This window comes from Aquisphaera insulae, from assembly GCF_011064615.1.
Taxonomy (GTDB): Bacteria; Planctomycetota; Planctomycetia; order Isosphaerales; family Isosphaeraceae; genus Aquisphaera; species Aquisphaera insulae.
The window spans coordinates 73557-86202 of the sequence record NZ_JAALJH010000007.1; the positions used below are offsets into that span (position 1 = coordinate 73557).

Sequence of the window (12646 nt, forward strand, 5' to 3'; positions counted from 1 at the left end):
AGGATCTCGAACTCGACGAGGGGAGAGGGTATGGCCGGTTCGCGACGAGGACTCATGGGCCTGGGGCTGGCCCGCATCCTCTTCGAGGGGGCGGGCACGGTGGCGGCGCGGTCGGATGCGGACCTCGTCCGGATCTTCCTGACCGGGCATGGCGAGACGTCCGAGGCGGCGTTTGAGGCCCTGGTCGTGCGGCACGGGCCGATGGTCCTGGCGACCTGCCGGCGCGCGCTGGGGCGGGACGAGCACGCGGCGGAAGACGCCTTCCAGGCCGTCTTCCTGATCCTGGCGAACCGGGCCCGCTCGGTCCGCGTGGACGACTCGCTGGGCCGATGGCTCCGCGGTGTCGCCCGCCGGGTCGCCGTCAGGGCCCGGCACACGTCCATCCGCCAGGTATCGCCACCGGCCGTCGCCCGGGAGGCCGCCGAGGACCCGGTGGCGCTGGCCGTCCGCCGCGAGGCCCGCCGGGCGATCGACCTTGAGGTGACGCGGCTGCCGCGCAAGTATCGCGACGCGGTGACGCTGCATCACCTCGACGGCCTCTCGCACGATCAGGTCGCCGAGGCGCTCGGACTCCCGGTGGGGACGGTCCGCAGCCGGCTTTCGCGGGCCAGGGACCTCCTCCGCTCAAGGCTCGTCCGCCGGGGGCTCGCCCCCGCGGCCGTCGCCGCATGCCTCGCCCCCCGCCCGTCCACCGCGGCCGTGCCGCCGATGCTCCTCGAAACCACGCTACGGCTGGGCCGCGCCGGAGGACCCGCGGCGGTCGCGGCGTCCCCCGTCGCGATCGACCTGGCCCGGCGGACACTCGGGAGCTTCCGCATGATGAAAGCGATCGGGGCGATGATTCTCGCCGGGACGCTGGGATCCCTGACGATCGGAGCCTACGTGGCCGCCGGGGGCGGCGATCCGCCGTCGCCGCGGGATGCGCCCGCGGCCGCCGCCGTGCCCCCGAAGGAAGGCGCGGTGCCGATCGAGGATCCATTTCAGCAGATCATCCGTGAATTCGAGGATGCGAAGGCCCGCGCCGAGGCGGGGCTGGCGGGCCTGTCGGACTTCGAGCGGTCGAGATCGAAGAAGCTCGACGAACTGCCCGACGAGGCTCCCTATGCGCATCGGATCGTGGAGCTTGCGATGGCCAATCCGAAGGAGAAGGCGGCGCGGGACGCCCTGATCTGGGTCATGGACACGCCCGCGCGGACCGACACCGGACGCTACGGCGATGAGTATGGCCGTGCCGTGGACCTGCTGGTCGCCCACCACGCGGACGACCCGGAGGTCGCCCGCCTAGGGCTGAGGATGAGCAACCAGCTCAGCCGCCATCGCGACGCCTTCCTGGAGGGAATCTACGCCTGCGCCGAGGGCCGCGAGGCGAAGGGCCTGGCCCGGATGGCAGTGGCGCAATACATGGAGAAGAAGGCAGCATTTTCGGAGTCGGCCCGGAATCATCCGGGGCGATCCTTCAACCGTTATCAGGCGTACGACGAGTCGGGCAAACTGGTCTGGAAGCAGTTGGCGATGCCCAACCAGGAGGAGGGTTACCGCGCCCATCTGAGGATGCTCGACCCGGCCTTCCTCCGCGCCGAGTCGGAACGGCTCTACGGGGAGGTCGTCGCCGACTACGCCGACGTGCCTTACATCACGACGGCCTACCGCAAGATGGAGCGCGAGGCTCGGGAGACGCCGTCATCGAAGATCGCCGACCCGAAGCGGAAGGAGCGGATGATCGCGATCGAGAAGGCCCTCGCCGAGAAGCCCCCGACTCTGGGCGCGATGGCGGCGGCCCGGCTCGACGACATCCGCAACCTGGCCCTCGGCAAGCCCGCGCCGGACTTCGAGGGGACGGGGGCCGACGGCCGGCCGGTGAAGCTCTCGGACTTCCGCGGCAAGGTCGTGGTGCTGGCCTACTGGTTCTCCTCGTGCGGCCCCTGCCTGCGTGCGATCCCCGATGAGAAGGCCCTCGTCGCGAGGATGAAGGGCCGGCCGTTCACCCTCGTGGGCGTCGTCAGCGACGGCCTGACCGACGAGGCCCGCAAGGTCATCGCGTCCCACGGGATCGACTGGCCGAACGTGCTGACCGGCGGCGACAAGGTTGCAGCTCGCTATCACGTCGCCAGTAATCCCGCCTACTTTGTTATCGACGCCGGGGGCACGATTCGAGCCAAGGGCCAGCGCGAACTGGACGCGGTCGCCAGGTTGGCGGAACAGCTCGTGGGTGAGGCGGAGGCGAAGGGACGATGAGGAGGGCGTGAACCCTGGTCTCGCCGGCTCAGTGGCCCTCGTTCTCGTTCAGCAGGTGCTTGCTGACCTTGAGGATCTTGTGCTGCCTGGAGCGAGAGGCTTGCGGGCCGGATGGGCCCTGGGTCTGGGATTCCAGGTCGGCAAGGTTGGCCTGGCAATAGGGACACTCGACGACGTCGATGTGGAAGCGGAAGTAGGCGGCCAGGTCGGGGTCCAGGGCATCGAGCAGCAGGCTGCCGAGCTGCTGGCGGCTCGGGCAGGTGAGCCGGGAGCGATGCCAGATCGCTCCCAGGGTGTGGAGCTGGAAGTCCTCGCGGTTGTTGCGGACCTCTTCGAGCCGGGCGCGGAGATCCGCGGAATCGCGGAGGGCCCGCTCGACCCGCGCCATCTCTCCGGGGGCGAGGACGTCGCTCAAATAGTCGCGAAGGGTCGCTTCATCGAAGGCGGCCGTCGCCGGCCCACGATCGCGGTCATGGTCATGGTCATGGTTTTGGGTCATGGCGTCAGGCTCCCCCCAGCTCCTCGAGGCTGAGCCCGGCGCGGCGGGCCATCTCCTTGAGTCGGGCGATCGTCTGGAACTTGTAGCTGGCCACGGCCTGTTCAGTGACATTGAGATACTTGGCAACATCCTTGTTGGCCCAGCCCTTGACGATGAGGAGCTCCAGGCAGCGGACGCGGTCGTAATCGCCGCGGGCGAGCCACTCGCGGACGAGCTGGCCCATGGAATCGGCCAGGAGCCGCTCCTCGGCCTTCCGTCGCTCGCCGCTGCGGGCGATGCTGCTGGCGGCCCGGCCGCCGCCGGGGACCTCGTCGAGGGGCCGGCCGTGGTCGTCGGAGCCGAACTGGTCGATGGGGCGGCGGCCCTGCTTGCGGAGGTGGTCCGTCAGCTTGTGGGCGGCGATGGAGAAGAGGTAAGCCTCCATGTCCCGCTTCTCGTCGTAGTGGGGCAGGCTCGTCAGGAAGCCGATGAAGGTCTCCTGGACGACGTCCTCGCTAGCGGCCCGATCGCGGAGGCGGCTGTCCACGAAGGCGAGTAGCCGGCCCTCGAACCGCTCGATGAGCTGTCGCCAGGCCTCGGCGTCTCCGGCGCGCACCTGCCGGACCAGTAGGGCGTCGGTGTCGGTCGTGGCCATCGGTCTGGTTCGCCCCGTTCGGATCGGATCGAGGAGGACGCGGAGATTCCTCAGACATGGATTCTAAACGCGCCACGGGGCATTTGGCTATCCTCCGGTCGATCAGGCCATCCAGTGGTAGATCGCGCCGCCGGCCGCGCCGACGCCGAGGGCGGCCAGCATGCGGAGGCGGTTGGTGTAGTAGCCCCGGGTCGCCTCGTCCGCGCGGATGTAGCCGGCGAGGCCCGCCAGGCAGGTGAGGACGAACGCGAGGAGGCTGCCCAGGAGGACGAGCCGGTTGCGGACGACGTGGTCCTGGTAGACCTTGCGGAAGGAGGCCAGCCGCTCCGCGGAGAAATCCGGCCGGATCCGGACCTCGTAGACGGTGCCGTATTCCTTGTCGATCCGGGAGAGCTTGTTCTCGCGGACCATGCCGTCGATCAGCCGGGCTGGAGGCGCCCACGAGCGGGGGATGTCGTGGGACTCGAGCCAGTCGGCGACCTCCTTCTCGAGTCGCTTCCGGGCCTCATCCTGGGCCCGCTCCTCGGTGACCGAGACCAGGCCCACGACCCAGCGATCCGGGCCGGCCGTGGTCGGCTGCGGCCGGGGTGCTCGCGGCGGAGCCGGGGGCTGCGGGCCGGGGACATCCCGGGCGAGCCCGGGGAAGCCTGGGGGCTCCGGAGCTTCCGGCGTCTGCGGGGGCCGGGGCGGTACGGGGACGGCGTCGACGGTGCGGGTGCCGGGGACGATGGGGACGGGGATGTCGGCGACCGATTCGCGGAGCTCCTGCGGGTCTTCGAACCCCGCGTCGCGGACCTCGGCGGCGGCCTCGGTCCAGGCGTCGCGGACCTCGTGGAAGGCGTCGCGGATATCGCGGCCGGCTTCCCTCATGGCCCGCTGGGCCTCGTCGCGAGCCTCTCGGAGTGCGCGCCGGGCCTCCTCGGCCGCGCGCTGGGCCTCCCGCCGGGCCTGCGAGGCATGGGCCCACTGGGAGCGGGCCTCGCGATACTCGGAACGGGAAGCTGCCCGCTGCCGGTGGACGGTGAGCGACCAGCCGACGAGCATCAGAACGAGGAGCACGATCAGGAGGCGTTTCATGGGTTTCAGCCGCTCCAGCGTCCGGGCCAGAAGGAAGAATCGGTGGATCGATCGGTTCGGACTCTCAGGATTCGCTCACGCGACCTGGACATTGCGGTCTTTCTTGCGATTCGTGCGGACGTAACGGGCATACCGCGCGGCCTGTTCGCTCCATGGGCTGACGATCTGGGTCGTGGCGGCGATGAGGGCCGCGGCGGCCAGCTCGTCCGACCGGTTGAAGGGCCAGGCGGGTGAGAGCAGGGCGGCGAGGAACGTCACCGTGATCAGGGGCCAGAGGCGGAACCTCCGGCTCCTGCCTCGATCGGCCACGCCCTGCCAGCCCGCCGTCAGGGCGAAGAGGGCGCCGAAGTAGATGGGCTCCAGGTCCTGGGCCTGGCCGAAGAACCGGCTCTGCGGCAGCTCGAGCTCGAGCGCCCGGTTGAGGGCGATGGCGACGGCCCCGAGGACGAGCCCGCCGAAGGCGCCGGCCATCCGCCGGGTCATGGTGTCCACGCCCCGCCCTTCCAGGAGCTTGTTGCCGGCGAGCGCGATCCAGGTCCCGACCAGGGCCATGCCGAAGAGGTAGGCGGCCGACTGGGGGCTGGAATCCACGTTGATGCCCATGACGGCGGTCAGCGGCAGGGCCAGGATCGCGGCCATGGGGGCGGCCCAGAGCATGGACCCGGCCAGCTCGGCGAGGCGGACCCGGGCGCTGGGCAGGGTCGGGGGCTCCGGCGGCGGCGCGAGGGCCGTCGCCTGGCGGGGCCGGGGCGGGGCCGCGACGCGGCGGGCGCCGGCGAGCGGCTGCGGCTGCACGGGCGGGCGGACCTGCGCCGAAGCCGGGGCGGGACGGCGGTAGGCCGCCGGCCGGCGCAGGGCTTCCCAGTTGGCCCGCAACCGCTGCTGGACCGTCGGGCGAGATCGCGGGGGCTTCGTGTCGGGGCCGATGTAGAAGACCGGCTCCTCCGCCTCGATCCGGAAGACGTCGTCATCCGCCCGCCGCGAGGTCCGGGCGGTCGCGGCCGCGTCCAGGGCCTCGCCCTGTTGGCCCTGGCGGCCGCCGCCGATGATCCGCATGTCGGGGGCCTTCGGGACGTCCTCAGGGGGGAGCAGGTCGTAGACACGGGCCGGCCGCTGGTTCGGGTCCTTGGCGAGGGCCTTCGCCACGATCCGGCGGTAGGGCTCCGGCAGCACCGAGACGTCCGGCCGTGCGGTCAGGTGCTTCATCAGCACCTCGTTGACGGTCTCGCCGTCGAAGGGCACGCGGCCGGTGAGCATCTCGTAGAGGATCACGCCGATCGCGTAGACGTCGATCGGCTTGTGGTACTTGCCGGACCCCACCTCCGGCGCCATGTAGTGGCAGGTGCCGATGCTCTCGGAGTGCTCGCTGCCGTGGCTCGGGGTGATCAGCTTGGCGAGGCCATAATCGCCGATCTTGACGGTCCCCTCCTCCATGAAGAGGTTGGCCGGCTTGAGGTCGCGGTGGACGATCCCGTGGTCGTGCAGATAGGCCACGCCCTCGACGAGGCCCTTGATCCACCGCCGGATCTCGGGCAGCGGCAGCCCTTCGGGATACTGCTTGAGGACGTTCGCCAGGCTGGGGCCGGCCACGTACTCCATGACCACGAAGCTGTCGCCCTGGTCGTTGTCCTTGAGGTCGAAGATCGCCAGCAGGTTCGGGCACTTCAGGTTCATGCACTGCATGACGCCGCGGCGCTCGACGTCCAGGTTGCGGAGGACCAGCTTGAGGGCGACCTCCTTGCCGGAATCCGAGGTGGCGTAGTAGACCTCTCCGAAGCCGCCGCGGCCGATGGCCCGCTTGATGGTGTAGCCGTCCAGCGGCCGGGCGCCGGAGCTGAAGGTGTAGCGGCCCTGGGGCGCCTGGGGGACCGAGCCGGGGAACGAAGCGGCCTCGTTGGAGCTGGGCATGTCGGAGTTCCCCATGGGCCGGCCCGAGCCGGGCTCGGAGCCCGAAAGATCGTTCGCCTGGTAGATGACCGTCTCGTTCATATCCGCCCCGGGCAGTGGTTTGGTCGTCGTGCTCATCGCTCTTTCAACTCCACGTCCAGGAGGCGGTCGCGTCGGCTCATCCCGTTCGGGCGCCCCCTCGGCCTCCGGCTCGACTTGCGTCACCGGGCCGAAGGTCGCCGACATGGCGGCTCACGCACTGGTCCGATCGTCCCGTCTCGTCTTGATTCGTCGGATCTTCAGGTCACTTTGTATTCCGGTTCGTCGCCCCGCGGCGATTCTTGACCGCCGGGGTCATCTCCCCCCGGAAGGGGAGGGCACCCTGCCTCCATTAGACCGGGTGCGAACGGAGAGGTTCCAGGCTGAAAGAGTAACCATCCCCGAGCACGCTCGATTGCAGGGTGAGCGGTGCGCGGGCGGCGCAGGTGCGGCCATCGACGTCGAAGCTGCCGGGGGCCCGGCACCAGAGGGCCTCCCCCTGGCGATAAAGGACCAGCGGCTGCCTGATCGACGAGGCCGGGATGTGTGCCTGCCCGGTCCCGCCGACGATGCACGTCTCCGCCATCAAGAGTACGCCGTCGACCGCCAGCGGGAGGCGATGCCGGCTGACGATCGCCAGCCTCGCGGTGGCGCTGACGGGGCTGGGCTGGCGGAATTCCAGCTCCACGGTGTTGCCCAGGCGGATGACGTCCCCGTCGCGGAGCACGGCCCGGTCGGCCACGGCCTTGCCGTTGATGAACGAGGGGTGGTGGGCCTGGAGGACGTAGCTCTCGCCGCTGCGGATCAGGGTGGCATGGCTCCTCGAGAGGTCGCCCATCAGGGGGACATCGGCCGGGCTGTCCGGGCCGGCTCGGCCCAGGACGATCCGGTCGTCGAGGCAGACGAGATATCCCCCGACGGCATCCACCCAGAGAAGGAAGCGACCGCGGGGTCCGGCGAAGTCCGCCGGCGAGGTAACAGGACGCGGCGGGGCCGGCGGCGCCCCGGGGGCCGACCTGGGCGCCCGGGGGGTGGCGAGCCGGGGCCCGGCGACGGCAGGGGCGGCGAGACCGTCCCCGTCGGCGGTCAGCCAGACTATCTCGTCCGCGGGCTTGGCGGGTCCGCCGGGCGTCGCGGCGGCGGGCCCGCGGTCGGGACCGGCCGCGGGAGCCGGCTCGGGCGAGAGGCCCATCAGGGCATTGGCCTGGGCGGCGCGAGAGCCGCGATGGGGCCACTGGGCCGCGCCGGCCGGGCCGATGGCGGCGATCTGCTGCCAGGCCCGGGTTCTCGCCTGCCGCGCGGCGGGGTGCTCGGGGACGACCGCCAGGAGGGCCTCGGCGGCGGCGAGGATCTGCGGCCACCTGGTGTCGGCAAGGGCCTGGTAGAGGGCCTCGACCTTGGGGGCGGCCGCCTTCTGGCGGGCCTCCAGGTCGATCCGCCCCGCGGCCACGGCGCTCTGGGCGCCAATCACCCCCGCGCCACCGGCCAGCCGCTCGGCGCGGTCGAGGTGTTCGAAGGCGTGGCCGAACTCGCCCCGGCGGGCCTCCGCCGTCGCGGCCTGCCAGGCCTCGGCGATCTCGCGGTATCGCCGCATGGCCGGGCCGCCGATCTTGTGCCGCGCCAGCTCCTCGATCCGCTCCAGGGCTCGCGTCGGGTCGCCGACGTCGAGGTCCGAGCGGATCTCGTCGGCGACGCGGTCGGCCAGGCTGAGCCGGGCCGCGGCCAGCGAGTCCGGAGGGGCTCCCATCCGCTCGGCCAGGTAGAGGTCCTCGATCGCGCCGGCCATGTCGTCGGCCGCACCGCGGCGGCCCGCCCGAGCGATCAGGTCCAGGCCGAGCCGGCCGCGGAACTGCACCGCCTGGTTGTGGTCCGCGATGTCGGACCGGCTGGCCAGGGCATAGGCCTCGTCGTATCGACCACCACGCGCGGCCTCTTCGGCCTGCCGCAGGACGATCCGCCATTGTCCCAACATGGTTGACTCGTTGCCCGGATTGACCATGGGGATTCCACTCTCCGCCATCGTACGCTCTGTTGCTACTGCCGCTCCAGCCGTGCCAACCTTCGCGAGCGAATTCCTGGCTCTCGCCTTGCGGCCCCTCGTCGGCCCGGTGCGGCGACACCTTCCGTTTGCTTCGTACCAGCCCGTCCTTCGGTTCGGGGGCGTTTTCGACGATCCTGAGGCCGATTTCGGGCGGGGCCCGATGAAGTCGCGAGGCCGGCCGGATCCGCGTGTGGGGCGGCCGGCCGGCCTCGACCGGCCGGGGATCCAGAATCCGGGGCGTCGATCAGAGGCTCTTGCCGGGCTTCGAGGCCGGGCACTCGGCCCCGTACTCGGCGTCGATCTCCTTCACCACGTCGCGGGTCGGGTCCACCACAACCGGGACCTCTCCGCCGGCGTACCGGCCTTCCAGCTCCGCCTTGTGGGCCATCACCTCGATCCGCTTCTCCAGTTCGGTGACGGTCTCCTTGGCCCGGGACAGGGCGCTGCCGTCGAGGTGCTGGAACTCGTTGGACGCCTGGGTCGCCTCGATCTGCCGCAGCTTGGCCTCGATCGTGTCGAGCTTGGTGCTCAGGGCCTTCTTCTGGGCCACCATCGCGTCGAGCTGCTTGCGGAAGGCGATGATCTCGCTCTGCTTCGCCTTGAGGGTCGTCTCCTTGGCGCTGAGGATGTTCTGCGTGCTCTTGAGCGAGTCGAGCCGCCGGCCCAGGTCCGCCTTCACCTCATCCTCGGTGTAGGCCACCTTGGTGTGCCCCGCCAGGCGATACTCGCCCGTCTTGAGGCTCTCGCGGAGCGTCAGCATCGCCTTCTTCTCGGCCTCCGCGTTGGCCTTGATCGCGGTGATCTCCTTCTCGAGGTTCACCACGTCCACGTCGGCCCGAGCCCACTTCTCGATGTTGTCGCGGATCGCCGGCTCCAGGCTGGCGATCTCATCCCGGGCCCGGTCGATGTCGAACGGCAGCGGCGTCATGTCCTTGGCGTTCTGCCGGACCTTATGGTAGGCCGTCCGCACGTAGCTGGGGGCATGCGTGCCGAAAACCAGGAACAGCGCGCCGGCTCCCAGCGCCGTCCCCACCACCGCCTTCTTGACCATTGAGCAAACCATGCTGTTTCTCCTGTAACCCTGGAACCCCTCGTCTCCGGCGACACCTCTTGTGGTCGTTGGCGGTGGGACTAGCAGGACTCTCACCGCTCCACAACCGTAATTCGAGGGCCGCCCAGCATTATTGGCCGTCCGCCAAATTCCAGGGCCCTCCCCGCGGGCTCCAACCTACGTCCCGGTTCGCCTCGCCGGAGATCCTCGCCACCGAGGCCCGATCTCCCGCAGAGCCATGACCCCAACCCCGGAACTGGAGGCGATTTGTAAGAAATACAGGGGTGAGGTGCTGGCTCCTTGCAGCCCCTTCCAACCGGATTGTAATTCTGTTTCGGGTCCCTGCCGGCGTATCCCGCAAAACCCATTCGGTTGCCGCGGTGTTCTTCTCAAAGCCCCCATTTTATCCAGTCGCCCCATATTGGCACGGTCGTTGCGATTCCTTGGGCCAGCCGGCCCGGAGGCGGACAGCCACGAGGCCGGGCCTGCGGTCCGCTCGGCGGCGAGTCCCATAACGTGTAAAGAATACTGGATGTATCCCCGTCCGGACCGCGAGCATTCGTCCGCGAGACCTCATCCTTCGACTTCAAGCGGAGTGCCGACGATGCGCACAACGATCCTCAATCCGGTGATCTTCACCACCCTAGCGATGGTCGCGGGCCTGACCGGATTCATCCCCACGGCACGGGCGCAGGAGACGTCCGTCGGCCCGATCGGTCGGCTGGTCCATCGCTTCCGCCATCATCATCCGGCGGCTGCCCAGGCGCAGCCCGCGACGGCGGCCCCGGCGCCCGCCCCGCAGCAAGGGGCAGCCCCCTGCGATTGCAGCGGCGGTGATCCGTACGGGTTCGCGGCGGTACTCAATCGGATCCGGGCGGCGGCGGGCTTGCATCCGCTGTCGTACGACTCGGACCTCTCGTCCTGGGCCAGCCAGAACAATGCCGCGCAGTGCCGGCGAGGGATCGGCCACCACGTCAACCCGGGGTGCTTCCAGAACTGTGGCTGGAATCACACCAGCGCGGAGGACGTGGCCCGGGGCTGGATGGACTCCCCGGGCCATCGGGAGAACATGCTCTCACCGTCGGTCACGCGTTTCGGGATCGCTTATGGGCCGGGGCCCTACTGGACGCTGAACGCCCGGTAGATGGCCCACGACGGCAAGTCGTGGGCTCCGATGTGGTCAGCGGACGCCCAGGGGGATGGTGAGTTTCTGCCCGTCCAACTCCACGGTGAGGGTGCCGTCGATGGCGCCGCCGCGGAGGATGGCGGGGCCGGCCGGGGTCGTCAGGCCGTCCCCCTCGGGCCTGAGGGTGATCTCCTTCTTGCCCGAGGTGAAGGTGCCGGAGGTCGGGGCCGGAGAGTACGGCGTCGTCGAGTCCTTGAAGAAGTAGAACGTCACCTCGCCGCCGGAGGCGGAAGGGGATTTCTTGACGACCTCGACGTGGCCCTTGCCCCCCGGGAGGTTGATGACCTCGCCGCCGTGAGGGGGGGGAGTTCCTGGATTGTCGGTGGAGAGGCTGGGCCCTCCGCAACCGGCCAGCAGGAATGCAAGGCCGGCAACCCACGCAAACCGCATCATGAATCGAATCCTGAGTGAATCCGAAGGGTATCAGCTTCGCCCGCGCGGACCGATCGCCCTTGCAGGGCACCATTGAGGTGAATGCCGCCGCCGGGCGCCCGGGATGTATCCCATGCGACCGGCGGCCGAGGCTTTCGGATCAGTACGAATCGGCGCTGATGACTTCGCCCCCGGCTCGCGTGGAGAGGGCCTGGTAAACGCCGAGTTGGGCTGGGCCGTTGGTGCTGCTGTGCTGCAGGTAGCTGCCCGACTTGATGGCGTTCGGATCCGATGCCGCGCTCAGGGTTACGAAGGTGGTGTTGTCCGGCATGGAGTCGCCGTAGCTATCTGCATTGCCGGAGTTGAAAGACCAGGTGCTGATGGAGTTCTTGATGAACCGCACGGAGCCGTCGCAGAAGGCGAAGTTCGCCCCGCCCGGGTGGCTGCTACCGGCCGCCGTCGGGAGGTAGTAGCTCACGTTCTTGATCGCCGTATTGGTGCCGTTGCCCCAGTTCAGCGGGTAGAGCGTGGAGAAGAGGGTGTCGTACCAGCGGGCGGAGTTCCACGCGCCGTCGGAGATTGCATAAGCCGGGTCGACCCGGAACAGGGTGGACTTGCTGTGCTCGCCGAAGAGGAACGTGTTGCTGGTGCCGTCGGTGATCGACGCGAGGCGGACGCTGCTGTCGTTATAGATCAGGCCGTTGAACTGGCCGAGGACCGCGCTGGGCATCAGCTTGGTGAAACCGAATGTGAACGTGCCCGCATTGCCCGCGTAACTGGTGAAGGCCTGCTGCCAGGTGCCGCCGGCGGGTAGCGGGAAGACCGCGTTCGTGCCGCTGTCGATCAGGTTGAAGCTCCAGCCGGGTGAGACCCCCGTGGAGGATCGCGTGGACGGGATCGGGATGGTCTCGTTCTGGGGGTCGCTGGGGCATATCAGCGAGGCGACGCGGACGCCGCAGATCGTCAGGTTTGACACGTCGGACGAACAGAGGTTCGTGTTCATGGCGTTGTACATCGGAGCCTGCTCGAAGTATGGCAGCATCCGCACGAAGCAACTGTAGTTCTCGACATACGTGCCCCAGCGAGGGGGATTGAAGCCATTGAGACCCGAATACGAACCACCAGGAAGGGCACCGTTGCCCGACTCATAATTCGCGGCCGCCAGGGCTAGCTGCTTGAGGTTGTTCGTGCATTGGGCGCGTCGCGCGGCCTCGCGGGCCGACTGAACCGCCGGCAGGAGCAAGGCGATCAGGACGGCGATAATGGCTATCACCACGAGCAATTCGATCAGCGTGAAACCGTTGGCGGCACGAAGTCGTTTCGGGGCGATCATTTCAGACGGCTCCTCGGGATGGGATCTGGATGAACAAGGTCGCGAGCGGATACAAGACGACATCTCGACGACGGGAAGATCCCGTCGCGAGGGAGTTTTGTGTTTGATTGGCTGGGTGGAGGAGAGGAGGTCTGATCGTCGAGGACGCGTGCGGTCATCACGCTAGTACAGGAGACATGATATACGAGCCAACGGAGAATTTCATCAAGAATCGAAGAATGTGGTGCGCGTGTCGAGGAGTGTCGGAGCGATCGGAGCGATCGATAAGACCGGGAGGGATTTCCCTCAAGGC

Annotated in this window: 10 protein-coding genes; 2 read left to right on the top strand and 8 right to left on the bottom strand. The window is 69.1% G+C overall.

Annotated elements, in window-relative coordinates; all coding sequences use genetic code 11:
• Positions 1–30 precede the first annotated feature (30 nt).
• Complete coding sequence (locus tag G6O54_RS06410; RefSeq protein ID WP_165221772.1) at positions 31–2235, top strand: sigma-70 family RNA polymerase sigma factor; 2205 nt, start codon at positions 31–33, stop codon at positions 2233–2235.
• 28 nt (positions 2236–2263) lie between these two features.
• On the opposite strand, the gene G6O54_RS06415 is transcribed toward G6O54_RS06410, so the two are convergent.
• The 6 genes from G6O54_RS06415 to G6O54_RS06440 all read right to left on the bottom strand — a co-directional run bounded on the left by G6O54_RS06415 (position 2264) and on the right by G6O54_RS06440 (position 9475).
• Positions 2264–2734, bottom strand: coding sequence for a hypothetical protein (locus G6O54_RS06415; RefSeq protein WP_165221775.1), 471 nt, complete (start codon positions 2732–2734; stop codon positions 2264–2266).
• Between the two features lie 4 nt (positions 2735–2738).
• Positions 2739–3368: an RNA polymerase sigma factor gene (locus G6O54_RS06420; protein WP_165221778.1), complete on the bottom strand. Its 630-nt coding sequence runs from the start codon at positions 3366–3368 to the stop codon at positions 2739–2741.
• A 102-nt stretch (positions 3369–3470) separates the two neighbouring features.
• Positions 3471–4445: an ATP synthase subunit B family protein gene (locus G6O54_RS06425; protein WP_165221781.1), complete on the bottom strand. Its 975-nt coding sequence runs from the start codon at positions 4443–4445 to the stop codon at positions 3471–3473.
• A 75-nt stretch (positions 4446–4520) separates the two neighbouring features.
• Positions 4521–6470 carry a serine/threonine-protein kinase gene (locus G6O54_RS37285; RefSeq protein ID WP_205678685.1) on the bottom strand — a complete coding sequence of 650 codons (1950 nt, stop codon included), beginning with the start codon at positions 6468–6470 and terminating at the stop codon, positions 4521–4523.
• Positions 6471–6723: 253 nt separating this feature from the next.
• On the bottom strand, positions 6724–8343 hold the full coding sequence (locus G6O54_RS06435; RefSeq protein ID WP_165221784.1) for an FHA domain-containing protein: 1620 nt from the start codon (positions 8341–8343) through the stop codon (positions 6724–6726).
• A gap of 313 nt (positions 8344–8656) precedes the next feature.
• Entirely contained in the window at positions 8657–9475 is an 819-nt protein-coding gene (locus G6O54_RS06440) for a hypothetical protein (protein ID WP_165221787.1), read from the bottom strand.
• A gap of 592 nt (positions 9476–10067) precedes the next feature.
• Between G6O54_RS06440 and G6O54_RS06445 the strand changes: the two genes are divergently transcribed.
• Entirely contained in the window at positions 10068–10607 is a 540-nt protein-coding gene (locus G6O54_RS06445; RefSeq protein WP_165221790.1) for a CAP domain-containing protein, read from the top strand.
• Positions 10608–10643: 36 nt separating this feature from the next.
• Here the strand turns inward: G6O54_RS06445 and G6O54_RS06450 are convergent, their stop codons facing one another.
• A complete protein-coding gene (locus tag G6O54_RS06450) occupies positions 10644–11042 on the bottom strand; it encodes a hypothetical protein (protein ID WP_165221793.1) in 399 nt (132 codons plus the stop codon).
• A 139-nt stretch (positions 11043–11181) separates the two neighbouring features.
• Entirely contained in the window at positions 11182–12354 is a 1173-nt protein-coding gene (locus G6O54_RS06455) for a DUF1559 family PulG-like putative transporter (RefSeq protein ID WP_165221796.1), read from the bottom strand.
• Between the last annotated feature and the right edge of the window lie 292 nt (positions 12355–12646).

Coding starts and splice junctions, on each gene's coding strand:
- G6O54_RS06410 (WP_165221772.1), top strand. CDS start 31: ATGGCCGGTTCGCGACGAGGACTCATGGGCCTGGGGCTGGCCCGCATC.
- G6O54_RS06415 (WP_165221775.1), bottom strand. CDS start 2,734: ATGACCCAAAACCATGACCATGACCATGACCGCGATCGTGGGCCGGCG.
- G6O54_RS06420 (WP_165221778.1), bottom strand. CDS start 3,368: ATGGCCACGACCGACACCGACGCCCTACTGGTCCGGCAGGTGCGCGCC.
- G6O54_RS06425 (WP_165221781.1), bottom strand. CDS start 4,445: ATGAAACGCCTCCTGATCGTGCTCCTCGTTCTGATGCTCGTCGGCTGG.
- G6O54_RS37285 (WP_205678685.1), bottom strand. CDS start 6,470: ATGAGCACGACGACCAAACCACTGCCCGGGGCGGATATGAACGAGACG.
- G6O54_RS06435 (WP_165221784.1), bottom strand. CDS start 8,343: ATGTTGGGACAATGGCGGATCGTCCTGCGGCAGGCCGAAGAGGCCGCG.
- G6O54_RS06440 (WP_165221787.1), bottom strand. CDS start 9,475: ATGGTTTGCTCAATGGTCAAGAAGGCGGTGGTGGGGACGGCGCTGGGA.
- G6O54_RS06445 (WP_165221790.1), top strand. CDS start 10,068: ATGCGCACAACGATCCTCAATCCGGTGATCTTCACCACCCTAGCGATG.
- G6O54_RS06450 (WP_165221793.1), bottom strand. CDS start 11,042: ATGATGCGGTTTGCGTGGGTTGCCGGCCTTGCATTCCTGCTGGCCGGT.
- G6O54_RS06455 (WP_165221796.1), bottom strand. CDS start 12,354: ATGATCGCCCCGAAACGACTTCGTGCCGCCAACGGTTTCACGCTGATC.